Consider the following 23618-nt stretch of genomic DNA (forward strand, 5'->3'; position numbering starts at 1 on the left):
AGAAAAATGAACACCCTCAGAGGCCTCGGAGCCTGCGCGGTTCTCGCGGGCATCGCCTACACCGTCGCGAAGGTCACCCAGGTCGAGCTCGTCGTCCTCACCTTCACCTGCCTGGCCGTCACCCTCACCGTGCTGGGCTGGATACTCTCCGTCAAGCGGAGCCGCCATGACCGCCGGGCGGCCGGCGGCGGCAGGCGCGCACGCCGCTCCTGACCGCACCCCGCGCACAGCACACAGCCCGGCCGTCCGGCGGACGGCCGGGCTGTCGCGTCACGTGTAGTGCGCCATCACGTGTAGTGCGCCATCGCCTCCTGCACCGTCAGCACCTCGATGCCCCGCTTGTCGATCTCCCGCATCAGGCGGTCGAGGCCCTTCGTGCTCAGTTCCGTGTTCTCCGTGGGGACACCCTCGACGATCCGGTGCAGACACAGGATGAGCCAGTCGCCGCCGCGCGCGCAGCGGTCCAGCGCGCCGCCCGCCCCGATCACGTCGGCGAGCGTCTCCCCGCCCGTCTCCGTCCCGTCGTTGATCCCGGTCAGCGCCTTGAGCCGGTGCGGCATCGCCGGAGCGAAGCTCTCGGTCGTCTCGGAGATGATGGAACGCGCGGTGGTGAAGTGCCGGGCGGCCAGCAGGTCGACGGGCACACCGTCGCGGGTCTTCCCGAACGCCCCGTGCGGGTAGGCGAAGTGGTCGCTGGTGAAACCGCGTCCGACCAGCCACTCGCGCAGCTTGCGGAAGTCCTCGTCGACCTCCTCCGCGGCCAGTTCCGGGTAGCTCGCGTCATGTGCCTTCAGCGAGTAGGCGTGTCCGGCCATCTCCCAGCCGGACGAGTCCTGAAGGGAACGCATCTGTCCGATGCGCATGAAGGGCTCGGTGTCTATCGCGTCGGCGATGTTGTAGAGCGTGCCGGGCATCGCGTACCGGTCCATGACCGGGCGGGCGAAGTCGTGCACCGACTTGTGCGAGTCGTCGAAGGTGATCGAGACGACGCCCTTGGGGAAGACGTCCGTGGTGTCCGGCACCACCTCGACGGCCTGGAGGCGGTACGTGACCGGCCCCTTCCCGTCGTCGTACACGGCGAACGACATGTCGGTGAAGCCGGACCGGTCCGACGGCTCACCGCGCGACGACAGCTCGTACTCGCCGGACGCGCCGGTGACGTCCGCCCACTGCAGGTGGACGGTGACCCAGTCCCCCGACTGCACGTAGTTGGTGCCCTTGGCCGCGTGGTGATGGAAGGTCCAGCTGAAGTGGTTCGCCAGTTTCCGGCTGCCCAGGTAGAACTCCATCCGCTTCAGATGGGCCACGTCCTCCACCTGGAAGACGAGACGGAGCATCTTCCCCTTGAGGTCCATCGACTCCATACCGGTCCGGCGTACGAAGGACTGGACACCGTCGCCGCGCGTGGTGACCCGGCACGAGCGGTCGCCCCGGGTGAAGACCTCGGCGTCGGAACCGGAGGACGCGGTGCCCTCACCGCCGGGCGCCCACTCGTTCCCTTCCTGGAACTGCTCGCTCCAGGTCGCCCGCCGGTAGCGCGGGCGGCGCCCGGACGGGGCGTACGTCGGCGCGGTCAGATTCTCGACAGACCCGCCCGCACCGAGATCGACGGCTCCGGAGCCGCTCCGGGCCGACGCGGGCAGGATCAGGTCCTTGCCCACCACGCCCGCGGCCGCGCCACCGGCCGTCAGCAGGCCGCCGAGGCCCATCAGGCCGAGGGCCGAACGCCGGCCCACCTTCGCCCTGGAATCCCGTTCGGCGGACGCCGACGCCGAGTGCTTTCTGGCTCTGGACAAAGTGGCTCCCCGGCTCTCAGAAGATCCGGCCGCACGCGACGGCACCGGACGGCCGCTCCCCATGGGCGCGTCCGGTGTGCGGGACAGGTGTCAGGACAGGAGTCGTGGCGGCCCGACGGCCTCGCGGTCCCCCAACACCCCACCGGCGAAGATTCCAGCGGATGATGTGAACGAGGCGTCGTCGAACAGCAGTCTAGCGGGGCACCCCGGCGCCGCACCGTGCGTTCAGCAGCAACCGCTCCCCGGCAGCGTCCTCTTGTTCCGCGCTTCGAGGTTGCGCGCCGCCAGCATCCCGTCCGCGGGATAGCCGACCTCCTCCAGCGTCAGCCCGTGCGGCCGTACGACGTGCACGGCCGAGTCCCGGACGCCGGCGGCGAGCACCTCGGCGGGCCAGTCGGGCGTGCGGTGGCCGTCGCCGACGAACAGCAGGGCCCCGATGAGCGAGCGCACCATGTTGTGGCAGAAGGCGTCGGCCCGGACGGTGGCGGTGACGATCCCGTCGTCGCCCCGGACCAGGCTCAGCTCCTGGAGGGTCCGGATGGTCGTGGCCCCCTCCCGCTTCTTGCAGTAGGCGGCGAAGTCGTGCTCGCCCAGCAGGCCGCGGGCGGCCTCGTTCATGGCGTCCACGTCGAGGGGCCAGTCGTGCCACAGGACGTGTCCGCGCAGCAGCGGGTCGACGCCGCCGGGGTTGTCGGTGACCCGGTAGGCGTAGCGCCGCCAGACCGCGGAGAACCGGGCGTTGAAGCCGCTGGGCGCCTCGCGCAGGGCCCACACCCGCACATCCCTGGACAGCCGGCCGGCCAGCCGCTTGAGCAGCTTCGGGTGGTGCTCGGCCCAGACCTCGCGCTCCAGGTCCACGTGGGCGACCTGGCCCCGGGCGTGCACGCCGGCGTCGGTCCGACCGGCCACGGTCAGCTCGTACGTCTTCCGGGACCGCGTGACCGTCCGCAGCGCGTCCTCGATCTCGCCCTGCACGGTCCGTCGCCCGCCGGCCTGTTTGGCCCAGCCGGAGAACCCGGCCCCGTCGTAGGAAAGGTCCAGCCGCACCCGTACGAACCCGGGCTCCACTTCGTCACTCACCCAGAGATCCTCTCAGCAGAACGAAAGCGGGCCCGCCCCTCGAAAGGAACGGACCCGCAACGCCCTCAAGGGGCGCGGGACTGCGCTCGGTTTGCGGCTCCGCCGCGCGGGCGCGACCAGCCACGACGAAGCCGCAGCCGCCGTCGCACAGCCCCCGGCAGACGCTTACGCGTCCTTGGACTCCTCGGCGGCAGCCTCGTCGTCGGCCTTGGTCGTGTCGACCTTGGTCTCGGCAGCCTCGGCGTCCTTCGCGGAGCGCTTGGTGGCGGCCTCGGCCTCGCCGGTCGCCTCCTGCGCCACGGTCAGCGCCTCGACCAGCTCGATGACGGCCATGGGCGCGTTGTCGCCACGGCGGTTACCGACCTTGGTGATCCGGGTGTAGCCACCGGGACGGTTCTCGTAGCGCGGGCCGATCTCGGTGAAGAGCGTGTGCACGATGCTCTTGTCCGTGATCACCTGGAGCACCTGACGGCGGTTGTGAAGGTCGCCCTTCTTCGCCTTGGTGACCAGACGCTCGGCGTACGGACGCAGCTTGCGCGCCTTCGCCTCGGTGGTCGTGATCTTGCCGTGCTCGAAGAGCGACTTCGCGAGGTTCGCGAGGAGCAGCTTCTCGTGCGCGGCGCTGCCGCCCAGACGGGCACCCTTGCTGGGCTTCGGCATTTTCTTCTCCTAGGTGTCTGCCCCGGCCGTATCAGGTACCGGAGTCAGTATCCGAGCAGGCGGTCGCCTGTCGGAGATCCGGGGCAGCCCCGAAGGGACGCCCCGGAAGGAATGGATCAGTACTGCTCGGTCTCCACGAACCCCGCGTCCGCGTCGTCGTCGGCGCCGAAGGCGTCCGCGGCGGCGGTCGGGTCGAACCCGGGAGGCGAGTCCTTGAGCGCGAGACCCATGCCCGCGAGCTTGGCCTTGACCTCGTCGATCGACTTCGCACCGAAGTTGCGGATGTCGAGCAGGTCCGCCTCGGAACGCGCGACGAGCTCGCCCACGGAGTGGATGCCCTCACGCTTGAGGCAGTTGTACGACCGAACGGTGAGCTCCAGCTCCTCGATCGGCAGCGCCAGATCGGCGGCGAGCGCGGCGTCCGTCGGGGACGGACCCATGTCGATGCCCTCGGCGTCGATGTTCAGCTCGCGGGCGAGACCGAACAGCTCGACCAGGGTCTTGCCGGCCGACGCCATGGCGTCGCGCGGACGCATGGCCTGCTTGGTCTCGACGTCGACGATCAGCTTGTCGAAGTCGGTGCGCTGCTCGACACGCGTGGCCTCGACCTTGTACGTGACCTTGAGGACCGGCGAGTAGATCGAGTCGACCGGGATGCGCCCGATCTCCTGACCGACCTGCTTGTTCTGCACGGCGGAGACGTAGCCGCGACCGCGCTCGACGGTCAGCTCCATCTCCAGCTTGCCCTTGCCGTTGAGCGTGGCGAGGACGAGGTCGGGGTTGTGCACCTCGACACCGGCCGGGGGCGCGATGTCGGCGGCGGTGACCAGACCCGGGCCCTGCTTGCGCAGGTACATCACGACCGGCTCGTCGTGCTCCGAGGAGACGACCAGCTGCTTGATGTTGAGGATCAGGTCGGTGACGTCCTCCTTGACGCCCGGCACGGTGGTGAACTCGTGCAGGACACCGTCGATGCGGATGCTGGTGACAGCAGCGCCGGGGATCGACGAGAGGAGGGTGCGGCGGAGGGAGTTGCCGAGGGTGTAACCGAAGCCCGGCTCCAGCGGCTCGATGACGAACCGGGAGCGGAACTCGTCGACGACCTCTTCGGTCAACGAGGGACGCTGAGCGATCAGCATGTGGTGTTCCTTCAGTCAGGGGCGCCCGCTATTTGACGCCCGACCATTACTGCAAGGGTACGGGCGATACGACCCGAAAGAGCCGTACCGCCCGTGAGAACCCTGGTGAAGCGAGATCAGACGCGTCGGTCAAGGACGCGACGGATCAGACGCGACGACGCTTCGGCGGACGGCAGCCGTTGTGCGGCGTCGGGGTGACGTCCTGGATCGAGCCGACCTCGAGGCCGGTCGCCTGCAGGGAGCGGATGGCGGTCTCACGACCGGAACCCGGGCCCTTGACGAAGACGTCGACCTTGCGCATGCCGTGCTCCTGCGCGCGACGGGCAGCCGACTCGGCGGCCATCTGCGCGGCGAACGGCGTGGACTTGCGCGAGCCCTTGAAGCCGACGTGGCCGGCGGAGGCCCAGGAGATCACGTTGCCGGTCGGGTCCGTGATGGACACGATCGTGTTGTTGAACGTGCTCTTGATGTGCGCGTGGCCGTGAGCGACGTTCTTCTTTTCCTTGCGGCGCACCTTCTTGGCAGCGCCCTGACGTCCCTTGGGGGGCATGTCGTTCTCCTACAGGGGAGGTGGTCGGTCCTACAGCGAAGACCGCTGGACGGCGAGTCCGCTGTGGACTACTTCTTGCCCGGCTTCTTCTTACCGGCGATGGCGCGACGCGGGCCCTTGCGGGTGCGGGCGTTGGTGCTGGTGCGCTGACCGCGGACGGGCAGGCCGCGACGGTGGCGGAGACCCTGGTACGTGCCGATCTCGACCTTGCGGCGGATGTCGGCCTGGACCTCGCGACGGAGGTCACCCTCGGTCTTGATGTTGTTGTCGACGTACTCGCGGATCGCGACGAGCTGCTCCTCGGTGAGGTCACGAACACGGGTGTTCGGGTCCACCTCGGTGGCAGCCAGCGTCTGCTGCGAGAGAGTCCGGCCGATGCCGAACACGTAGGTGAGGGCGATCTCGACGCGCTTTTCGCGCGGGATGTCAACACCGGAAACGCGTGCCATTCAATGGCTCCTGGTGATCTTCGGAGGTCTTCCACAGAACCGGTTCCCGCGCCGCCGTGTCAGGTACGGATCGGGTCCCCGGCCTCCGAACCGGGGGTGTCGGACGCCTCGGCGCCCGGGTCCTGCGTATGAACATATTCAGCTCGCGTCGCGCGAAGTCCTGCGAATCGCGGAGGGAAGGTTGTGCGTCAGCCCTGGCGCTGCTTGTGGCGCGGGTTGTCGCAGATAACCATGACCCGGCCGTGGCGGCGGATCACCCTGCACTTGTCGCAGATCTTCTTGACGCTCGGCTTGACCTTCATTGAGTGAAGTTCTCCGGGCTCAGTGCCCCCGCGCCATACGGTGCCGGGGCAGGGGAAAGATCTACTTGTACCGTTGGAGAAGCTCCCCTGGATCGCTCCGGGGAGATTGACAGGACGAACCTGTCCATCGACGACCCTCCCGGCCGCCGGGGCGGGTACGGGACCCGCCCAAGCTCACTTGTACCGGTAGACGATCCGGCCACGCGTCAGGTCGTACGGAGACAGCTCCACCACGACCCGGTCGTCAGGGAGGATGCGGATGTAGTGCATACGCATCTTGCCGCTGATGTGTGCCAGGACCTGGTGGCCGTTCTGGAGCTCGACCCTGAACATCGCGTTGGGGAGAGACTCGACGACAGTGCCCTCGATCTCGATGGCACCTTGCTTCTTGGCCACGCTTCGCCCTTCGAATCGACTACCTTGATCGATTCTCGTACGCCGCACGAGTGCATGCAGGCATGCGGGTGCACGAGATCCGACGAGTCAGTCTACGTCAGCACACCCGGAAAGGCGAAACGAGGAAGTCTGCCCCACTCGGGCGATCGTTATGCGGGGACCCTCGGCCCAGCGGGCCCGCGAGCCGCGGCCCTCAGCCCAGCGGGTCCGCGCCGCCGTGATGCCCAGCTCCGCCAGCTTCGCCTTGCCGCCGACCTGACCTTCACGCCCCTCTCGCGGGCTCGGCGCCGGGGGCGCCTCACTGGCTTCGAGCGGCTGCGCCGGCCTCCGACCGGCGGGCGGGAGCCGCGGCCCTCAGCCCAGCGGGTCCGGCGCCGCAGTGATGCCCAGCTCCGCCAGCTTCGCCTTGCCGCCGTCAGGGGCTGTCAGGACCAGCGGGCCCTGCTCCGTCAGGGCCACCGAGTGCTCCCAGTGGGAGGACCAGGTCCCGTCCGTCGTGATGACCGTCCAGTCGTCCGGCAGGACCTCCGTGCGCGGTGTGCCGAGGGACACCATCGGCTCGATGGCCAGGCAGAAGCCGGGCACCAGCTTCGGGCCCTTGCCGCGCCGGCGCTCGACGTAGTTCAGCAGGTGCGGGTCCATGTGCATCTCGGTGCCGATGCCGTGGCCGCCGTAGTCCTCGATGATCCCGTACTTGCCGCCGCCGGGCTTCGGCTGGCGGCGGATGTACGTCTCGATGGCCCGGGACACGTCCACGAGCCGGTTGCCCTGCTTCATCGCCGCGATGCCGGCCCACATGGACTCCTCGGTCACCCGGGAGAGCTCGACCAGCTCCGGGGAGTGACCGGAGCCGACGAAGGCGGTGTAGGCGGCGTCGCCGTGCCAGCCGTCGATGATCGCGCCGCAGTCGATGGAGATGACGTCACCGTCCTTGAGGACGACGTCGTCGGACGGGATGCCGTGGACGACGACCTCGTTCACCGAGGTGCAGATGGTCGCCGGGAAGCCGCCGTACCCGAGGAAGTTCGGCTTGGCGTCGTGCTCCGTGAGCACCTTGCGGGCGACCTGGTCCAGGTCCTTGGTCGTGGCGCCGGGCACGGCGGCCTCGCGCGTGGCCGCGTGGATGGCGGCGACGACCAGCCCCGCCTCACGCATCTTGGCGATCTGCTCGGGGCTCTTGATCTGCACCATGGGGACTGCGGCCTTTCTGGACCGGAGAGACGGAGGACACGGGAAGGAGGACTGACGCCTCCCACGATACGGGGCGGGCGTCCCCACCCCACAGCACAGCCGCGGCCCCTGAGCGAGGGACCGCGGCTGCAGCCAGGCTGTGAGCACTACTGGTCGCGCTTGAGCGCCTCCAGCGCACGGCCCGTGACCTCGTCCACCGGTCCCGTCGCGGCGATGGTGACGACCAGGCCCTGCGACTTGTAGTAGTCGATGATCGGCTCGGTCTGCGTGTGGTAGACCTCGAGCCGCTTGCGGACCGTCCCCTCGGAGTCGTCGTCCCGCTGGTACAGCTCGCCGCCGCAGACGTCGCAGACGCCTTCCTTCTTCGGCGGCGTGTACGTCACGTGGAAGACGTGCGCCGAGTTGTTGCGGCAGACGCGCCGGCCGGCGATCCGCTTGACGACCTCGTCCTCCGGGGCCTCCAGGTCCAGCACCGCGTCGAGCTTCATGTCCTCGGTCTCGAGCAGCTCGTCCAGCGCCTCGGCCTGGGAGACGTTGCGCGGGAAGCCGTCCAGCAGGAAGCCGCCCTCGGCGTCGGGCTGCCCCATCCGGTCCTTCGCCATGGCGATGGTGACCTCGTCCGGTACGAGGTTGCCGGCGTCCATGTACGACTTGGCGAGCTTGCCCAGTTCGGTCTGCTGACTGATGTTCGCGCGGAACAGGTCACCCGTGGAGATGTGCGGAATGTGCAGCGTCTCGGCAAGGCGGGTGGCCTGCGTTCCCTTACCGGCACCCGGCGGCCCGACGAGGACGATTCGCATCAGCGGAGGAACCCTTCGTAATTGCGCTGCTGGAGCTGGCTCTCGATCTGCTTCACCGTCTCAAGACCCACACCCACGATGATGAGGATGCTGGTCCCGCCGAACGGGAAGTTCTGGTTTGCCCCGAAACCGGCCAACGCCATTGTCGGTACGAGAGAGATCAGGCCCAGATACAGCGAACCCGGCCAGGTGATCCGGTTGAGTACGTAGCTCAGATACTCAGCGGTCGGTCGGCCAGCCCGGATGCCCGGGATGAACCCACCATACTTCTTCATGTTGTCCGCGACTTCCTCGGGGTTGAACGAGATCGCCACGTAGAAGAAGGCGAAGAACACGATCAGGAGGAAGTACAGAATGATGTGCGGAGTCGCGGCCGTGTCGGCGAGGTTCTTCTGGATCCAGGTGGCCCAGCCCGCCTGCGAACCGGAGAACTGGACGATCAGCGCCGGGATGTAGAGCAGCGACGAGGCGAAGATGACGGGGATGACACCCGCCTGGTTCACCTTGAGCGGGATGTACGTCGAGGTACCGCCGTAGGACCGGCGGCCGATCATGCGCTTCGCGTACTGCACCGGAACACGGCGCTGGGCCTGCTCCACGAAGACGACCAGGCCGACCATGACGAATCCGACGATCATGACGGTGCCGAACTCGATCCAGCCGTCCGCCAGCTCGCCCTGCTTCTTGATGGCCCACAGGGCGGAGGGGAAGGTCGCGGCGATCGAGATGAACATCAGGATCGACATGCCGTTGCCGACGCCGCGGTCGGTGATGATCTCGCCGAGCCACATGACGACGGCCGTACCGGCGGTCATGGTGAGCACCATGACGACGGTGGTGAAGATGGCCTGGTCCGGGACGATCTGACCGGCGACGGTGCAGCCGGAGAACAGGGCGCCGCTGCGGGCGGTGGCCACCAGGCCGGTGCCCTGGAGGATGGCCAGCGCGATGGTCAGGTAGCGGGTGTACTGCGTGATCTTCGCCGTACCCGCCTGGCCCTCCTTCTTCAGGGCTTCCAGGCGCGGGATCACCACGGTCAGCAGCTGCAGAATGATGCTCGCCGTGATGTACGGCATGATGCCGAGCGCGAAGACCGTGATCTGCAGCAGGGCGCCGCCGCTGAACATGTTCACCAGACCGAAGAGGCCCTGGTTGCCGGACGCCTGGTCCACACACTCCTGGACGTTCTTGTAATCGACGCCTGGGATGGGGATGTGGGTACCGAGCCGGTAGACCACGATGATGCCGAGCGTGAAGAGCAGCTTCTTGCGCAGGTCGGGCGTCTTGAACGCCCGGGCGAACGCGGTGAGCACGGTGCCTCCTGCGACCCCCGCGCTACTGCGTCAAGGGTGACGGTCTTGAGGATTCGACTGACGACTTAGTAAGTAACGGTCAACTGCCGCCCAGGGTGCCCCATGTGACGCACCCGTGAAAGAGGGCAGCGCAGGCCACCTTACCGGCGGGAGTACTTTCCTTGGAACGACCAACCGGGGATACCCCTTTTGTGGGGCATCCCCGGTTGGGATCGCTCAAGTCATCGAGGCGCCTGAAGGGTTCAGACGAGCTCGGTGACGGTGCCGCCGGCGGCGGAGATCTTCTCCTTGGCGGAGCCGGAGACGGCGTCGACCGTCACCTGCAGCGCCACGGAGATCTCGCCCTGGCCGAGGACCTTGACGAGGCTGTTCTTGCGAACGGCACCCTTGGCCACCAGACCCTCGACGGTGACCTCGCCACCCTCGGGGTAGAGCGCGGCCAGCTTGTCGAGGTTCACGACCTGGAACTCGGTCTTGAACGGGTTCTTGAAGCCCTTCAGCTTCGGAAGACGCATGTGGAGGGGCATCTGGCCACCCTCGAAGCGCTCCGGAACCTGGTAACGGGCCTTCGTACCCTTGGTACCACGACCGGCCGTCTTACCCTTCGACGCCTCACCACGACCGACACGGGTCTTCGCGGTCTTGGCGCCCGGGGCGGGACGGAGGTTGTGGATCTTGAGCGGGTTCTGCTCACCCATGATCAGTCGACCTCCTCGACCGACACGAGGTGGCGGACGGTCTGCACCATGCCGCGGAACTCGGGGCGGTCCTCCTTGACGACCTGCGTGTTGATCCCCTTGAGACCAAGGGAACGCAGGGTGTCACGGTGGTTCTGCTTGCTGCCGATGTAGGACTTGACCTGCGTAATCTTGAGCTGCGCCATGATTACGCACCCGCCCCGGCACGTGCACGGAGAAGAGCCGCGGGGGCGACGTCCTCGAGCGGCAGACCACGGCGGGCCGCGATCTCCTCGGGACGCTGCAGGCCCTTGAGGGCCTCCACGGTCGCGTGCACGATGTTGATCTGGTTGTCGGAGCCGAGCGACTTCGACAGCACGTCGTGGATACCGGCGCACTCGAGCACGGCGCGCACCGGACCACCGGCGATAACACCGGTACCCGGGGACGCGGGCTTGAGCAGCACGACGCCGGCAGCCTTCTCACCCTGGATGGGGTGCGGGATGGTGCCCTGGATACGGGGGACCTTGAAGAAGTGCTTCTTGGCCTCCTCAACACCCTTGGCGATGGCGGCCGGCACCTCCTTGGCCTTGCCGTAACCGACACCCACGGTGCCGTCACCATCGCCCACCACGACCAGCGCGGTGAAGCTGAAGCGACGACCACCCTTCACAACCTTGGCGACGCGGTTGATCGCGACGACGCGCTCAACGTAAGCGGTCTTCTCGGCGGCACCTGCGCCACCGTCACGGCCCTTCCGGTCCCGCCGCTCGCCGCCACCGGCACCGCCACCGCGGCGCTGGGGTCCAGCCATTGGAATTACCTCTCTCTGTTTCCGTAGCCACGCAACGACCTGGGCCGCTGCTGCGACGGGCGGCTCAGAACTTCAGTCCGGCTTCGCGGGCCGCGTCCGCCAGAGCGGCGATGCGCCCGGCGTACTGGTTGCCACCGCGGTCGAACACGACAGCCTCGACACCCGCGGCCTTGGCGCGCTCGGCGACCAGGGCGCCGACCTGCTTGGCCTGCGCGGACTTGTCCGCCTCGCCACCACGGATCGAGGTGTCCAGGGTGGACGCCGACGCAAGGGTGTGACCCTTGAGGTCGTCGATCACCTGGGCCACGATGTGGCGGTTCGAGCGGGTAACGACCAGACGGGGACGCTCCGCCGTACCCGAGAGATTCTTGCGAATCCGGATGTGGCGACGCTTGATCGCGGCGCGCTTGTAGGCGTCGCCCTTGAGGATCTTCTGTCCGTATGCCATGGCTTACTTACCCGCCTTTCCGACCTTGCGGCGGATGACTTCGCCCTCGTACTTGACGCCCTTGGCCTTGTACGGGTCGGGCTTGCGCAGCTTGCGGATGTTGGCCGCAACCTCGCCGACCTTCTGCTTGTCGATGCCCTCGACCGAGAAACGGGTCGGGGACTCCACCTTGAAGGTGATGCCCTCGGGGGCCTCGACGGTGATCGAGTGGCTGTAGCCGAGGGAGAACTCCAGGTTCGAACCCTTGGCGAGCACGCGGTAACCGACACCGCTGATCTCGAGCTTCTTCACGTAACCCTGGGTCACGCCGGTGATCATGTTCGCCACCAGCGTGCGGGACAGGCCGTGCAGGGCCTTGCTCTGACGCTCGTCGTTGGGGCGGGTGACGCTCAGAACGCCGTCCTCACCCTTGGCGATGTCGATCGGCGCCACGACGGTGTGGGTCAGCGAGCCCTTGGGGCCCTTGACCGCGACCGTACGGCCGTCGATGGTGACGTCCACGCCGGCGGGAACCGCGATGGGGAGCTTGCCGATGCGCGACATAGCTGTTTCCTCCGTTCCCTTCCGTTACCAGACGTAGGCGAGGACTTCTCCGCCTACGCCCTTCTTGCCGGCCTGCTGTCCAGTGAGGAGACCCTGCGACGTGGAGATGATCGCCACGCCGAGGCCACCCAGCACCTTGGGCAGGTTGGTGGACTTCGCGTACACCCGGAGACCGGGCTTGGAGATCCGCTTGATGCCCGCGATGGAGCGCTCACGGTTCGGGCCGAACTTCAGCTCGAGGACGAGGTTCTTGCCGACCTCGGCGTCCTCGGTCTTCCAGCCCGTGATGAAGCCCTCCTGCTGGAGGATCTCCGCGATGTGAGACTTGATCTTGGACGCCGGCATCGTCACGGAGTCGTGGTACGCCGAGTTCGCGTTCCGCAGACGCGTAAGCATGTCTGCGATCGGATCAGTCATGGTCATGAATTGGCCTTCGGCCTCTCTCGCCGTGGTTTCCTGATGCGCCATCCCTCTCCCCGATCCGAGACGGGACGGGTGCGGCGCGGTGGACCTACGGCGTAGTAAGCAAATGTTTGCAGGCACTGCCTGCGGGCGTACGGGTGGCAGACGCCCAACCCCACAAGCCTAAGGCATGCGGAGCCGGGCCTCTGCCGACCCGGTTGCTTACCGAGAGTCTGAATAACCCGGAATTACCGGATTACCAGGAGCTCTTGGTCACGCCCGGCAGCTCGCCACGGTGAGCCATCTCACGAAGGCACACGCGGCACAGGCCGAACTTGCGGTAGACGGAGTGCGGGCGGCCGCAGCGCTGGCAGCGCGTGTAGCCACGTACACCGAACTTGGGCTTGCGAGCAGCCTTGGCAATCAGAGCCTTCTTCGCCATCTCGCTCACGCCTCCTTGAAGGGGAAGCCGAGGTGACGAAGGAGCGCGCGGCCCTCAGCGTCGTTGGTCGCCGTGGTCACCACGGTGATGTCCATACCCCGGGTGCGGTCGATCTTGTCCTGGTCGATCTCGTGGAACATGACCTGCTCGGTGAGACCGAAGGTGTAGTTGCCACGGCCGTCGAACTGCTTGGGGGACAGACCACGGAAGTCGCGGATGCGCGGCAGCGCGAGCGACAGGGTGCGGTCCAGGAACTCCCACATGCGGTCGCCACGGAGCGTGACGTGGGCACCGATCGGCTGGCCCTCACGCAGCTTGAACTGCGCGATGGACTTACGGGCCTTGGTGACGGCCGGCTTCTGACCGGTGATCGTGGTGAGGTCGCGAATCGCGCCGTCGATCAGCTTGGAGTCGCGGGCGGCGTCGCCCACACCCATGTTGACCACGATCTTGACGAGGCCGGGGATCTGCATGACGTTCTCGTACGAGAACTCCTCACGCAGCTTGCCCGTGATCTCCTCGCGGTACTTCGTCTTGAGACGCGGAGTGGTGGTGGTAGCCATCAGATGTCCTCACCCGTCCGCTTGGCAACGCGAACCTTGTTGCCCTCGTCGTCGAAGCGGTAACCGACGCGCGTGACGACCTTGTTGCCGTCCTTCTCCACGACCAGCTGGACGTTGGAGACGTGGATCGGGGCCTCGGTGGTCACGATGCCGCCGGCCTGCGAACCGCGAGCGGTCGGCCCGGCCTTGGTGTGCTTCTTGACCCGGTTGACACCCTCGACCAGGACACGGTCCTCACGGGGGAAGGCCGCGATGACCTTGCCCTGCTTGCCCTTGTCCTTACCGGTGATGACCTGGACCAGGTCGCCCTTCTTGATCTTCATGCTCACAGCACCTCCGGCGCGAGGGAGATGATCTTCATGAACTTCTTCTCGCGCAGCTCACGGCCCACCGGGCCGAAGATACGGGTGCCGCGAGGGTCGCCGTCGTTCTTCAGAATGACGGCGGCGTTCTCGTCGAAGCGGATGTACGAGCCGTCGGGACGGCGGCGCTCCTTGACGGTGCGAACGATGACCGCCTTGACGACGTCACCCTTCTTCACGTTGCCACCGGGGATCGCGTCCTTGACGGTGGCGACGATGACGTCACCGATACCCGCGTAGCGGCGGCCCGAGCCACCGAGCACACGGATGGTGAGAATTTCCTTCGCACCCGTGTTGTCGGCGACACGCAGCCGCGACTCCTGCTGGATCACGTCTATCTCCTGATTGTCTGCCGGTTCCCGGCAGGGGCCTCAGTACGAGGGCCCCTGCCGAGCCTGGCGGAACTGACCTGCATGGGTTTGCCCCGCAGGAGGTTTACTTGGCCTTCTCGAGGACCTCGACGACGCGCCAGCGCTTCGTCGCGGACAGCGGCCGGGTCTCCATGAGGAGGACACGGTCGCCGACACCGGCGGTGTTCTGCTCGTCGTGGGCCTTGAGCTTCTCGGTACGGCGGATGACCTTGCCGTACAGGGCGTGGGTCACGCGGTCCTCGACGGCGACGACGACGGTCTTGTCCATCTTGTCGCTGACGACCAGACCCTGACGGGTCTTGCGGAAGCCGCGGCCGGCCTTCGTCTCTTCAGTCACGTTGTTCTCGCTCATCAGGCGCTCTCCACCGTCTCGATGCCCAGCTCGCGCTCACGCATCAGGGTGTAGATCCGCGCGATGTCCTTGCGGACGGCCTTGAGCCGACCGTGGTTCTCGAGCTGACCCGTCGCCGCCTGGAAGCGGAGGTTGAACAGCTCTTCCTTGGCTTCGCGGAGCTTCGCGAGAAGCTCCTCGTCACCCAGTTCGCGCAGCTCGGACGCCTTGGTACCGGCCGACATCACGCTTCACCTGCCTCGCGCTTGACGATCCGGCACTTCATCGGCAGCTTGTGGGCCGCACGAGTCAGCGCCTCACGGGCGATCTTCTCGTTGGGGTAGGACAGCTCGAACATGACCCGGCCCGGGTGCACGTTCGCGATCCACCACTCGGGGGAACCCTTACCGGAACCCATGCGGGTCTCGGCCGGCTTCTTCGTGAGCGGGCGGTCCGGGTAGATGTTGATCCAGACCTTGCCGCCACGCTTGATGTGGCGGGTCATCGCGATACGGGCCGCCTCGATCTGGCGGTTGGTCACGTACGCCGGCGTGAGGGCCTGAATGCCGTACTCGCCGAACGCAACCTGCGTACCGCCCTTGGCCATACCGCGGCGCTTCGGGTGGTGCTGCTTGCGGTGCTTGACCCTACGGGGGATCAGCATTTCGGTCAGGCCTCCGTTCCGGTGCTCTCAGCCGGAGCGGCAGCGGCGGCGGGAGCGTCGGCCTTGGGGGCCTCGGCAGCCGGCGCGGACTGCTGCTGCGGCTTGCGACCGCGACCGCCACGCTCGCCACCGCGGCCACCACGGGCCGGGCGGTCGTTGCCACCACGGGCCGGGCGGTTGCCGGCGCGGGCAGCGGCGTTCTCGGCGCGGACCTCGGCGATGTTCTTGACGTCGCCCTTGTAGATCCAGACCTTCACGCCGATGCGGCCGAAGGTCGTCTTGGCCTCGAAGAAGCCGTAGTCCACGTTCGCGCGGAGCGTGTGCAGGGGCACACGGCCCTCGCGGTAGAACTCCGAGCGGGACATCTCGGCGCCACCGAGGCGGCCACCGCACTGGATCTTGATGCCCTTGGCGCCGGCCTTCATCGTGCCCTGCATGCTCTTGCGCATGGCACGACGGAAGGAGACGCGGGAGGAGAGCTGCTCGGCGACGGCCTGGGCCACCAGCTGAGCGTCCGTCTCCGGGCTCTTGACCTCGAGGATGTTCAGCTGGACCTGCTTGCCGGTCAGCTTCTCCAGGTCACCGCGGATACGGTCGGCCTCGGCGCCGCGGCGGCCGATGACGATGCCGGGACGAGCGGTGTGGATGTCCACACGCACGCGGTCACGGGTGCGCTCGATCTCCACCTTCGAGATGCCGGCGCGCTCCATGCCGGACGTCATCATCCGACGGATGGCGACGTCTTCCTTGACGTAGTCCTTGTACAGCTTGTCGGCGTACCAACGCGACTTGAAGTCGGTCGTGACACCGAGCCGGAACCCGTGCGGGTTTACCTTCTGGCCCATTACCGGGTTCCTTCCTTGCTGCTGACGACCACGGTGATGTGGCTGGTCCGCTTGCGGATCCGGTAGGCGCGGCCCTGGGCGCGCGGGCGGAACCGCTTCAGGGTCGGGCCCTCGTCGACGTAGGCCTCGGAAATGACGAGGCTGTCGGCGTCGGTGTGGTCGTAGTTGTGCGCGGCGTTGGCAATGGCGCTGTCCAGCACCTTGCCGACCGGCACGCTCGCGGCCTGCGGGGCGAAACGCAGGACCGCCTGAGCCTCCGTGGCATCCATGCCACGGATGAGGTCCACCACGCGGCGGGCCTTCATGGGCGTGACGCGGATGTACCGCGCCTGGGCCCTGGCTTCCATGGTTGTCCCTTCAGTGTTTGTCATGATCTTTCACACCCCGCTGACTAGCGGCGCTTCGACTTCCGGTCGTCCTTGACGTGACCCCGGAAGGTGCGCGTCGGCGAGAACTCGCCGAGCTTGTGGCCGACCATGGACTCGGTGACAAACACCGGGATGTGGGTCTTGCCGTTGTGCACCGCGATCGTGTGGCCGAGCATCGCCGGGACGATCATCGAGCGACGGGACCAGGTCTTGATGACGTTCTTGGAACCGGCTTCGTTCTGCGTGTCCACCTTCTTGATCAGGTGGTCGTCGACGAAGGGTCCCTTCTTCAAGCTACGAGGCATCTCAACCCGTCCTTAGCGCTTCTTGTTCGTCTTGCGGCGGCGGACGATGTACTTGTTCGACGCCTTCTTGGGCGAACGAGTACGGCCTTCCTTCTTGCCCCAGGGGGACACCGGGTGGCGACCACCCGAGGTACGGCCTTCGCCACCACCGTGCGGGTGGTCCACCGGGTTCATGACCACACCACGCACGGTCGGGCGAACGCCCAGCCAGCGCTTACGGCCCGCCTTGCCCCAGTTGATGTTGCTCTGCTCGGCGTTGCCGACCTCGCCGACCGTGGCGCGGCAGCGCTGGTCGACCAGGCGGATCTCTCCGGACGGCATGCGCAGGTGGGCCATCGAGCCCTCCTTCGCGAGCAGCTGCACGGAGGCACCGGCGGAGCGGGCGAACTTGGCACCGCCACCGGGACGGAGCTCGATCGCGTGGATCGTGGTACCGACCGGGATGTTGCGGAGGGCCAGGTTGTTGCCCGGCTTGATGTCGGCCCCGGGACCGTTCTCGACGCGGTCACCCTGCTGCAGGTTGCGCGGGGCGAGGATGTAGCGCTTCTCGCCGTCGGCGTAGTGCAGCAGCGCGATGCGCGCGGTGCGGTTGGGGTCGTACTCGATGTGCGCGACCTTCGCCGGCACGCCGTCCTTGTCGTGCCGACGGAAGTCGATCACGCGGAAGGCGCGCTTGTGTCCGCCACCCTGGTGGCGAACGGTCACACGACCGGCGTTGTTACGGCCGCCCTTGCTGTGCAGGGGGCGGACCAGCGACTTCTCCGGCGTGGACCGCGTGACCTCGACGAAGTCGGCGACGCTGGAGCCACGACGGCCCGGCGTAGTCGGCTTGTACTTGCGGATTCCCATTTCTCAGTCCTCGTCCGATTCCGGACGATCCGGACCTCCGTCAGGAGGTCGGACCGCCGAAGATGTCGATACGGTCGCCCTCGGCAAGGGTCACGATCGCGCGCTTGCTGTCGGCACGCTTGCCGAAGCCGGTGCGGGTCCGCTTGCGCTTGCCCTGGCGGTTGATCGTGTTGACCCCGGTGACCTTGACCGAGAAGACCGCCTGGACGGCTTCCTTGATCTGGGTCTTGTTGGAACCCGGGGCGACGACGAACGTGTACTTGTTCTCGTCGAGGAGCGCGTAGCTCTTCTCGGAGACGACCGGCTTCAGCAGCACGTCACGGGGGTCCGTGAACGACTTGCTGACCGGCGTGACGACGGTGTTCTTGCCCTCGGCCTCGTGGCGACGCGCCTTGGCGACGCGCGCGGCCTTGGCGGCCTTGGCCGCCTTGGAGGCGATGCTCGGGTGACGCGTAGCCATCAGGCTTCGCTCCCTTCGGTGTCAGCAGCCTTGGGGCCGGACACGAAGGACTCGAAGGCGGCCTGGGTGAAGACCACGTCGTCCGAGACGAGAACGTCGTACGTGTTCAGCTGGCCCGGCTCCAGGATGTGGATCTGGGGCAGGTTGCGGGCGGACAGCCACGCGGCCTCGTCGGCGCGGTCGACGACCAGGAGCAGGTTCTTGCGCTCCGAGATCTTGCCGAACAGCGTCCGGGCGGCCTTCGTGGACGGGTTCTCGCCCTCGATGACGCCGGTGACGACGTGGATCCGGTTGTGGCGGGCCCGGTCGGTGAGGGCGTGGCGCAGGGCCGCGGCCTTCATCTTCTTCGGGGTCCGCTGCGAGTAGTCACGCGGCTGCGGGCCGTGGACGACGCCACCGCCGGCGAACTGCGGCGCACGGGTCGAACCCTGGCGGGCGCGGCCGGTGCCCTTCTGGCGGTACGGCTTCTTGCCGCCACCACGGACCTCGCCGCGACGCTTGGTCTTGTGCGTGCCCTGGCGGGCAGCGGCGTTCTGCGCGACGACGACCTGGTGGATCAGCGGGATGCTGATCTTCTCCACGCCGAAGATCTCCGCGGGGAGCTCGACGCTTCCGGTCTTCTCGCCGGCAGGCGAAAGGATGTCAACAGTGCTCATCGGTTACCTCAGGCCCCCTTGGCCGCAGTGCGGACCAGGACGAGGCCGCCGTTCGGACCAGGAACCGCGCCCTTGATGAGGAGCAGGCCCTTCTCCGCGTCAACGGCGTGAACGGTCAGGTTCTGGGTGGTGACCCGCTCGTTGCCCATGCGACCCGCCATGCGCATGCCCTTGAAGACACGGCCGGGGGTGGCACAGCCACCGATGGATCCGGGCATGCGGTGCACACGGTGGGCACCGTGCGACGCCTTGCCACCCTTGAAGTTGTGGCGCTTCATGACGCCGGCGAAGCCCTTGCCCTTGCTCTTCGCGGTGACGTCGACCTTCACGCCGGACTCGAAGGCCTCAGCGGTGATCTCCTGGCCGAGGGTGTACTCGCTGGCACCAGCGGTACGGATCTCGACGAGGTGACGACGGGGGGTGACGTCGGCCTTGGCGAAGTGGCCCTTGAGGGGCTTGTTCACCTTGCGCGGGTCGATCTCGCCGAAGGCGATCTGGACCGACTCGTAGCCGTCGACGTCGTTCGTACGGACCTGGGTGACGACGTTCGGGCCGGCCTTGACGACGGTGACCGGAACAACACGGTTGTTCTCGTCCCACACCTGCGTCATGCCGAGCTTCTCGCCCAGGATGCCCTTGACCTGCTTGTTCATCTTCAGATCACCGGCCCTCAGAGCTTGATCTCGATGTCGACACCGGCCGGGAGGTCGAGTCGCATCAGAGAGTCAACGGTCTTGGGCGTCGGGTCGAGGATGTCGATCAGGCGCTTGTGCGTGCGCATCTCGAAGTGCTCGCGCGAGTCCTTGTACTTGTGCGGCGACTTGATGACGCAGTACACGTTCTTCTCAGTGGGCAGCGGCACCGGGCCCGCGACCGACGCACCAGTGCGAGTCACCGTCTCGACGATCTTCTTCGCCGAAGAGTCGATGACCTCGTGGTCGTAGGCCTTGAGCCGGATGCGGATCTTCTGTCCCGCCATGGCTACTCAGTAGTCCTGTCTCTCGAAACGCTCTGGACCCGGTGGTCCCTTTTCTTCCGCTCCCCCTCCGACCCACGCGGTCGGGCGTGTCGCGCTCTCGCTGAAACGGATGTCCCTTTCGGGACTTCCCTGCAGTGGGAGTCGCGGGCCCTTCCGGAACCGCGGGGCGGGGGCGAGAGGCCCACCGGGCGCCTGGTCTGCACCCCGCTGACGCTTCCCGGAAGATTCCCGTACGTCCGCCCCTACACCTCTCGATGTAATACGTGGGACGACGAGTACTGTGGGACTCGCTTCCGGTCCCCCCGGCGGGAGGCGCGCAGCATCGGCACTCGACCGAGCAACTCCGCTAGTCTGCCATACGGGGCGGGGGCCTGGCCAATCGGGCCGGAGAGAATACCCCGAAGGTGACGGAGGTCAAACAGGCGCTCGCGCGGAGGCGACCTCACCGGGCCCGAGCCGCGGCCACGGGACCTCCGGGAACCGGGCGAAACCGGCGCACGAGGCTATCCGTGTCCACGGGCCAGACGGTTGTATGCGTCCATGCGAAGATCCACGGTCTGGACCAGGCGCTGGGGCGGTGCGGCGCTGATATGCGCGGCGGTGGCGGCGCTGCTGCCGCTGCTGCGGTACGGGGCGCCCGTACCGCGCTGGGACCTTCTGGTCGTCCTGGGCGCGACGCTGCTGTGCGGCCTCGCCTGGGTGGCGGCGACCTGGCGGGCACCCCGGTACACCGCCCCACCGGACGACGCCCCCGTCACCGCGGTCCCCACCGACCGCTTGCCCGCGGTGATCCCCCGGACCCCGTTCGCCTCGCTGGGCCGCCTGCCCGCCGCCGCCCTCGCCGGGTTCGCGCTGGTCCCGGCCCTCCTCCTCGCCTGGCAGCCCGACGGCCACCAGGGCCGTGCGCTGGCCGGCATCCAGGACGCGGGTGCCGTCGTCTCGACGGGGACGATCACCGGCGTCAGCTCCGAGGAGAAGTCGAACGTGGGCGTCTCCGGACGCAAGTTCGGCAGCTACTGGTACGCCGACCTCACCACCGAGCTGCCCGACGGTACCCGGCTGACCGTGGACCGGGGCATCGTGGCCGGGCTCCCCTACCAGGGGAACGAGGTCGACGTCCTGCACTCCCCCGGCCGCCCCGAGCTGGGCGGCTGGGTGGACGACAGCACGGACCTCGGCGCGTACGCCCAGACCTGGCGCCCTCCGTTCTCCGTCGGCCCGTGGCTCGCGACCCTCCTGGCGGCGATCGTGGTGATCGCCGTCTTCGGCCGCCACCGCGGTGCGGACGGGCCGCGCCGGGTGCTGGTGGAGGACGCCGCGACAGGCCGGGTGAAGTCGCTGCGAGTCACCGCGCTGACGGCGGTCCGCAACGAGCACACGACGGTCGGCGCCCGGGCCGGTACGACGCGGGTGGACGTCCTCCGTACCCTCTATGCCGTCCACGACGGCGGCAGGCTGCGGCTGCTCGTGCCGGACGCCGCGATACCCGCGCTGGCGGCGGAGTTCGGCCCGGCGGGCGGCCGGCTGATGTGGGCGACGCGCTGGCGCCTGGTGCGCGAGAGCAAGGCTGTCGTCTGCGTCTTCGTCGCCCCGGACGGCCGGATCTTCCACTGCGCGGCCTACCCCGCGGACCTGGGTCGCCTGCGGGAGCGCGAAGTGGCCTCGGAGCAGTCCACGGACCCGTCCTTCCACGTGCGCGACTGGCCGGGCCTGTGCGGCACGTCCCCGGTCGTGCGCCTGGGGCTGGTCGCGCTCTACGCGGTGGTGGGCGCGTGCGCGGTGCCCCTGCTGACCGGTACGGCGTCCCACCTCACGGGCTATCTGCCGCTCGCCGGGGTGGCGGTCGCCGGGGTGGCGGTCGCCGGGGTGGCGGCGGTACTGGCGACGCGCTCGGCTCACATGGACGACCTGCCGGTGTGGGAACGGCGGCGGAGCCGGGACCGGCGCGTACGGGCGGGGTGAGTCCGGCCGACCCGCTCGGCTGCCGTACCGGGCTTCGCCCTTCCGTCCCGTCGGTCGGGGACCGCGCCGCACGGACGCTCCCCGATCACCACGTAGGGTCACCGACGGGACCAGGGCGGACACTTGGGGGATCGCGTGACGGTTAGGGAGGCGACCAAGGGTGAGGCGTCGAAGGCACTTCGGGACGCCGGCCGCGTGGACAAGTGGTCGGTCGTGTGGATTCTGCTGGCGCTCGCGCTGTGGATGTACTTCGCGTTCCTGATGCTCTCCTCGTACGGCCCCGAGTCCTACGACGGTGTCCCGCGCTGCGAGGGCCCGCTGATCGACCCGTTCCAGCGGGACGGCTCCCTCTGCGACAGCGAACTGCGCCAGTGGCCGGCGCTGCTCGGGATCCTGGCCCTGTCGACCATCGCGACGGTCGTCGCGGCGGCGACGACGGTCTACGCCAGGCTGCTGGGCCGCCTGGCGAAGGCGTCAGCCCCGGGTACGGACGACAGCACCGGAGACGGAACCGGCTCCGGCGCCGCGTGACCGGTCACCGCGTTCGGGTGACGCCGTGGCCGTCAGGCCGTCACCCCCGGGCGTCCGCGTTCCGCAACCGTGCGAAGGACGTGTCCAGGCCCTTCTTCAGCAGCCGCGACACCGGCCGTTCCACGAAGCGGTGAATGAGCCAGCTCAGGAGCAGGAAGCCCGTGGTGAGCAGGGCGAGGAGCAGCCGGGGGTCCATCGTGTCGTGGAGGCGGGCGATGAGGGTCGTGCCGGCCGCGTAGTGGACCAGGTAGAGCGGGTACGTCAGGGCACCGGCCGTGACCAGCCATTTCCAGCGGATCCGGTCCGTGTGGCCGAGCGCCACGGCGACCATGAAGAGCAGGAAGACGGTGAAGATCGCCACGCTCCCGCGCCAGCCCGAGACGCGTTCGACCTCGTCGATGCGGTCGCCCAGTTCCAGCTGGCCCATCAGCCACGCCATGGCGAGGATGCCCCACAGGAGCAGGTCCTGGCCGAAGCGGTGCATGAGGTAGAGGGCGAGGCCGGCGATGAAGTACCAGGCGCCGTCCGGGTTGGCGACCAGCTCCAGCAGGTGGAGGTCGGCGACCGGGGCGAACATCGCGACCGCGCCCCACACGCAGCAGAAGAGCACGACCCTGCGGTACGTCAGGCCCATGGCGACGACGACCAGGAAGAGCAGGTAGAAGCGCAGCTCGGACCAGAGGGTCCAGTAGACGCCGTCGACGTTCGGTACGCCGGAGCCGGACTGGAGCATGGTCAGGTTGAGGAGGACCTCGCGCAGGCGGAGGCGTTCCCACACACCGGGTACGGCGATCAGCACGGCCGTGGTGAACACGACCGCGAACCAGTACGCCGGGTAGAGCCGGATCACGCGGGAGATGAAGAACTGGCGCGGTGTGCGGCCCCAGCACGACATGCAGATCACGAAGCCGCTGATCACGAAGAAGATCTCGACGCCGATCCAGCCGTAGGAGGCGACGCGGAACACCGTGGGCATGATCTCGGACACCGGGCGGTCCCAGATCAGGTTGCCGGGGCGGTCGGCGCGCCAGGTGCCGGCGTAGTGGTGTGCGACCACCATCAGCGCGGCGAGCAGGCGGATGCCGTCGATGACGTACAGGCGTCCGCCCGCGCGCTTCCCGCCCTGCGCGGCCTGCCCACGGGGGCGGGCGCGAGGCCCGGCGAGTGACGGCCGGCCCGTCGGCACCGTTATGGCGAGCGGCGGGAGCGGCTGCTTCGACCGCTCCTCCGCCCGCTCGGGCACCGATGTCTCACTGTCCGCTGCGCGCACCATTCGAACAGACAAGAACAGTGTTCACACGAGCGGTAGGGGTTTGAGCAAGCCGCCGCCCGCGCTCCGTGCCGTGTTCGCGGGTTGTTCTCCCGGGGTT

At 67.9% G+C, this 23618-nt stretch carries 36 protein-coding genes; 3 read left to right on the plus strand and 33 right to left on the minus strand.

From position 1 onward, the window contains the following. The first annotated feature begins 6 nt into the window (after nucleotides 1–6). Nucleotides 7–213 carry a hypothetical protein gene (locus tag QC283_RS06375; protein WP_279560356.1) on the plus strand — a complete coding sequence of 69 codons (207 nt, stop codon included), beginning with the start codon at nucleotides 7–9 and terminating at the stop codon, nucleotides 211–213. A gap of 74 nt (nucleotides 214–287) precedes the next feature. Here the strand turns inward: QC283_RS06375 and QC283_RS06380 are convergent, their stop codons facing one another. The 32 genes from QC283_RS06380 to rpsJ form a co-directional block, all read right to left on the minus strand. After that, entirely contained in the window at nucleotides 288–1796 is a 1509-nt protein-coding gene (locus QC283_RS06380; protein WP_279560357.1) for a polysaccharide deacetylase family protein, read from the minus strand. Between the two features lie 225 nt (nucleotides 1797–2021). Next, nucleotides 2022–2876, minus strand: a complete 855-nt coding sequence (gene truA / locus QC283_RS06385) for a tRNA pseudouridine(38-40) synthase TruA (RefSeq protein ID WP_279560358.1) — start codon at nucleotides 2874–2876, stop codon at nucleotides 2022–2024. A 165-nt stretch (nucleotides 2877–3041) separates the two neighbouring features. Then, a complete protein-coding gene (gene rplQ / locus QC283_RS06390) occupies nucleotides 3042–3536 on the minus strand; it encodes a 50S ribosomal protein L17 (RefSeq protein ID WP_279560359.1) in 495 nt (164 codons plus the stop codon). 116 nt (nucleotides 3537–3652) lie between these two features. Beyond that, entirely contained in the window at nucleotides 3653–4675 is a 1023-nt protein-coding gene (locus QC283_RS06395; protein WP_003966937.1) for a DNA-directed RNA polymerase subunit alpha, read from the minus strand. Nucleotides 4676–4820: 145 nt separating this feature from the next. Then, entirely contained in the window at nucleotides 4821–5225 is a 405-nt protein-coding gene (gene rpsK / locus QC283_RS06400) for a 30S ribosomal protein S11 (protein ID WP_003948617.1), read from the minus strand. Between the two features lie 68 nt (nucleotides 5226–5293). Beyond that, the gene (gene rpsM, locus QC283_RS06405; protein WP_279560360.1) at nucleotides 5294–5674 is read right to left on the minus strand and encodes a 30S ribosomal protein S13; all 381 of its coding nucleotides are present in this window, start codon (nucleotides 5672–5674) and stop codon (nucleotides 5294–5296) included. A gap of 188 nt (nucleotides 5675–5862) precedes the next feature. Further along, complete coding sequence (rpmJ, locus tag QC283_RS06410) at nucleotides 5863–5976, minus strand: 50S ribosomal protein L36 (protein ID WP_003974245.1); 114 nt, start codon at nucleotides 5974–5976, stop codon at nucleotides 5863–5865. A 174-nt stretch (nucleotides 5977–6150) separates the two neighbouring features. Beyond that, entirely contained in the window at nucleotides 6151–6372 is a 222-nt protein-coding gene (gene infA, locus QC283_RS06415; RefSeq protein WP_004927214.1) for a translation initiation factor IF-1, read from the minus strand. A gap of 354 nt (nucleotides 6373–6726) precedes the next feature. Further along, a complete protein-coding gene (gene map / locus QC283_RS06420; protein ID WP_279560361.1) occupies nucleotides 6727–7563 on the minus strand; it encodes a type I methionyl aminopeptidase in 837 nt (278 codons plus the stop codon). A 146-nt stretch (nucleotides 7564–7709) separates the two neighbouring features. Next, complete coding sequence (locus QC283_RS06425; RefSeq protein WP_279560362.1) at nucleotides 7710–8363, minus strand: adenylate kinase; 654 nt, start codon at nucleotides 8361–8363, stop codon at nucleotides 7710–7712. Beyond that, on the minus strand, nucleotides 8363–9676 hold the full coding sequence (gene secY, locus QC283_RS06430; protein WP_279560363.1) for a preprotein translocase subunit SecY: 1314 nt from the start codon (nucleotides 9674–9676) through the stop codon (nucleotides 8363–8365). The genes QC283_RS06425 and secY overlap by 1 nt, the downstream gene beginning before the upstream one ends. Before the next feature lie 242 nt (nucleotides 9677–9918). After that, a complete protein-coding gene (gene rplO / locus QC283_RS06435; RefSeq protein WP_279560364.1) occupies nucleotides 9919–10374 on the minus strand; it encodes a 50S ribosomal protein L15 in 456 nt (151 codons plus the stop codon). A 2-nt stretch (nucleotides 10375–10376) separates the two neighbouring features. Further along, nucleotides 10377–10559, minus strand: coding sequence for a 50S ribosomal protein L30 (gene rpmD, locus QC283_RS06440; protein ID WP_114534099.1), 183 nt, complete (start codon nucleotides 10557–10559; stop codon nucleotides 10377–10379). 2 nt (nucleotides 10560–10561) lie between these two features. Beyond that, nucleotides 10562–11167, minus strand: a complete 606-nt coding sequence (rpsE, locus tag QC283_RS06445; RefSeq protein ID WP_133887695.1) for a 30S ribosomal protein S5 — start codon at nucleotides 11165–11167, stop codon at nucleotides 10562–10564. Nucleotides 11168–11231: 64 nt separating this feature from the next. Continuing rightward, entirely contained in the window at nucleotides 11232–11615 is a 384-nt protein-coding gene (rplR, locus tag QC283_RS06450; protein WP_121748663.1) for a 50S ribosomal protein L18, read from the minus strand. Nucleotides 11616–11618: 3 nt separating this feature from the next. Continuing rightward, entirely contained in the window at nucleotides 11619–12158 is a 540-nt protein-coding gene (rplF, locus tag QC283_RS06455; RefSeq protein ID WP_279560365.1) for a 50S ribosomal protein L6, read from the minus strand. Nucleotides 12159–12182: 24 nt separating this feature from the next. After that, nucleotides 12183–12581, minus strand: coding sequence for a 30S ribosomal protein S8 (gene rpsH / locus QC283_RS06460; RefSeq protein WP_279560366.1), 399 nt, complete (start codon nucleotides 12579–12581; stop codon nucleotides 12183–12185). Nucleotides 12582–12816: 235 nt separating this feature from the next. Continuing rightward, on the minus strand, nucleotides 12817–13002 hold the full coding sequence (locus QC283_RS06465) for a type Z 30S ribosomal protein S14 (RefSeq protein WP_003948630.1): 186 nt from the start codon (nucleotides 13000–13002) through the stop codon (nucleotides 12817–12819). 5 nt (nucleotides 13003–13007) lie between these two features. Beyond that, nucleotides 13008–13565, minus strand: a complete 558-nt coding sequence (rplE, locus tag QC283_RS06470; RefSeq protein WP_279560367.1) for a 50S ribosomal protein L5 — start codon at nucleotides 13563–13565, stop codon at nucleotides 13008–13010. After that, a complete protein-coding gene (gene rplX / locus QC283_RS06475) occupies nucleotides 13565–13888 on the minus strand; it encodes a 50S ribosomal protein L24 (RefSeq protein ID WP_003974256.1) in 324 nt (107 codons plus the stop codon). Before rplX ends, rplE begins: the two co-directional genes overlap by 1 nt. A gap of 2 nt (nucleotides 13889–13890) precedes the next feature. After that, the gene (gene rplN, locus QC283_RS06480) at nucleotides 13891–14259 is read right to left on the minus strand and encodes a 50S ribosomal protein L14 (protein WP_003974257.1); all 369 of its coding nucleotides are present in this window, start codon (nucleotides 14257–14259) and stop codon (nucleotides 13891–13893) included. A gap of 103 nt (nucleotides 14260–14362) precedes the next feature. Next, entirely contained in the window at nucleotides 14363–14650 is a 288-nt protein-coding gene (rpsQ, locus tag QC283_RS06485; RefSeq protein ID WP_279560368.1) for a 30S ribosomal protein S17, read from the minus strand. Beyond that, nucleotides 14650–14874, minus strand: a complete 225-nt coding sequence (gene rpmC / locus QC283_RS06490; protein ID WP_003998824.1) for a 50S ribosomal protein L29 — start codon at nucleotides 14872–14874, stop codon at nucleotides 14650–14652. The genes rpsQ and rpmC overlap by 1 nt, the downstream gene beginning before the upstream one ends. Further along, the gene (rplP, locus tag QC283_RS06495; RefSeq protein WP_003974260.1) at nucleotides 14874–15293 is read right to left on the minus strand and encodes a 50S ribosomal protein L16; all 420 of its coding nucleotides are present in this window, start codon (nucleotides 15291–15293) and stop codon (nucleotides 14874–14876) included. Before rplP ends, rpmC begins: the two co-directional genes overlap by 1 nt. A 5-nt stretch (nucleotides 15294–15298) precedes the next feature. Further along, nucleotides 15299–16138, minus strand: coding sequence for a 30S ribosomal protein S3 (rpsC, locus tag QC283_RS06500; protein WP_055418365.1), 840 nt, complete (start codon nucleotides 16136–16138; stop codon nucleotides 15299–15301). Beyond that, nucleotides 16138–16485 (minus strand): 50S ribosomal protein L22, encoded by a 348-nt coding sequence (gene rplV, locus QC283_RS06505; protein ID WP_030619142.1) that lies wholly within the window; start codon nucleotides 16483–16485, stop codon nucleotides 16138–16140. The genes rpsC and rplV overlap by 1 nt, the downstream gene beginning before the upstream one ends. Before the next feature lie 44 nt (nucleotides 16486–16529). Beyond that, a complete protein-coding gene (gene rpsS / locus QC283_RS06510; protein WP_055418366.1) occupies nucleotides 16530–16811 on the minus strand; it encodes a 30S ribosomal protein S19 in 282 nt (93 codons plus the stop codon). A gap of 12 nt (nucleotides 16812–16823) precedes the next feature. Continuing rightward, complete coding sequence (gene rplB, locus QC283_RS06515) at nucleotides 16824–17660, minus strand: 50S ribosomal protein L2 (RefSeq protein WP_279560369.1); 837 nt, start codon at nucleotides 17658–17660, stop codon at nucleotides 16824–16826. Nucleotides 17661–17700: 40 nt separating this feature from the next. After that, on the minus strand, nucleotides 17701–18120 hold the full coding sequence (gene rplW, locus QC283_RS06520; RefSeq protein ID WP_210957938.1) for a 50S ribosomal protein L23: 420 nt from the start codon (nucleotides 18118–18120) through the stop codon (nucleotides 17701–17703). Then, nucleotides 18120–18776, minus strand: coding sequence for a 50S ribosomal protein L4 (gene rplD, locus QC283_RS06525; RefSeq protein ID WP_104634711.1), 657 nt, complete (start codon nucleotides 18774–18776; stop codon nucleotides 18120–18122). Before rplD ends, rplW begins: the two co-directional genes overlap by 1 nt. An 8-nt stretch (nucleotides 18777–18784) precedes the next feature. Further along, the gene (gene rplC / locus QC283_RS06530; RefSeq protein WP_279560370.1) at nucleotides 18785–19429 is read right to left on the minus strand and encodes a 50S ribosomal protein L3; all 645 of its coding nucleotides are present in this window, start codon (nucleotides 19427–19429) and stop codon (nucleotides 18785–18787) included. Nucleotides 19430–19446: 17 nt separating this feature from the next. Beyond that, nucleotides 19447–19755 carry a 30S ribosomal protein S10 gene (gene rpsJ, locus QC283_RS06535; protein WP_003948644.1) on the minus strand — a complete coding sequence of 103 codons (309 nt, stop codon included), beginning with the start codon at nucleotides 19753–19755 and terminating at the stop codon, nucleotides 19447–19449. 540 nt (nucleotides 19756–20295) lie between these two features. On the opposite strand from rpsJ, the gene QC283_RS06540 reads away from it, so the two are divergent. Next, the gene (locus QC283_RS06540; RefSeq protein ID WP_279560371.1) at nucleotides 20296–21717 is read left to right on the plus strand and encodes a hypothetical protein; all 1422 of its coding nucleotides are present in this window, start codon (nucleotides 20296–20298) and stop codon (nucleotides 21715–21717) included. Between the two features lie 135 nt (nucleotides 21718–21852). Further along, nucleotides 21853–22248, plus strand: a complete 396-nt coding sequence (locus tag QC283_RS06545) for a hypothetical protein (RefSeq protein WP_279560372.1) — start codon at nucleotides 21853–21855, stop codon at nucleotides 22246–22248. 40 nt (nucleotides 22249–22288) lie between these two features. Here QC283_RS06545 and QC283_RS06550 read toward each other — a convergent pair whose 3' ends face one another. Further along, the gene (locus QC283_RS06550) at nucleotides 22289–23521 is read right to left on the minus strand and encodes an acyltransferase family protein (RefSeq protein WP_279560373.1); all 1233 of its coding nucleotides are present in this window, start codon (nucleotides 23519–23521) and stop codon (nucleotides 22289–22291) included. Nucleotides 23522–23618: the final 97 nt, after the last annotated feature.

Source organism: Streptomyces sp. DH41 (assembly GCF_029813785.1).
Lineage (GTDB): Bacteria > Actinomycetota > Actinomycetes > Streptomycetales > Streptomycetaceae > Streptomyces.